Genomic DNA, 387 nt, shown 5'->3' with positions numbered 1-387 from the left:
GATCATGTTCAACGCGTCACTGCGCCGCGAAGCCAGCAGTATCTCAGCCCCTTGCCGGGACTCCCCTGGTGAATGCCTGAGGGTGACCGGACCGACGCTATCTGTCAAGTGTAGTCCTGCGCGTGCAGACCCCTCGGGCCATTCAGGTGACTGGTTATCCCTGAGACTTGCCCGCTGATGGTCAGCCCGACGATCAAATCCCACGGTAGTCGAGACCGATATTAAGGTTGGCGCGCTATGAGTCAGCCAGCCGGAGATCAGATCGACTCCGGTCGCGGCGATGCTGGCGCCGTCGCCGGTGTGACCCTACACGAGGCCTCGGTAGTCGCCCGGCCGGCAATCATCGCCATTGCATGTTGCAACTCGTCGACCGACATGTTGTCGAGT

General features: G+C 61.2%; 1 pseudogene. It reads right to left on the bottom strand.

What is annotated here, in order from left to right:
- Positions 1 to 222: 222 nt before the first annotated feature.
- Positions 223 to 387 (bottom strand): annotated as a pseudogene (locus EN750_RS41405) (nicotinate-nucleotide diphosphorylase (carboxylating)); the annotation flags it as partial.

Origin of the sequence: Mesorhizobium sp. M7A.F.Ca.ET.027.03.2.1 (assembly GCF_003999175.1) — a bacterium.
In the GTDB taxonomy this organism is placed as follows: Bacteria; Pseudomonadota; Alphaproteobacteria; order Rhizobiales; family Rhizobiaceae; genus Mesorhizobium.
The sequence above is the reverse complement of the archived record's forward strand: the minus strand, read 5'-3'. Positions and strand labels throughout refer to the sequence as shown.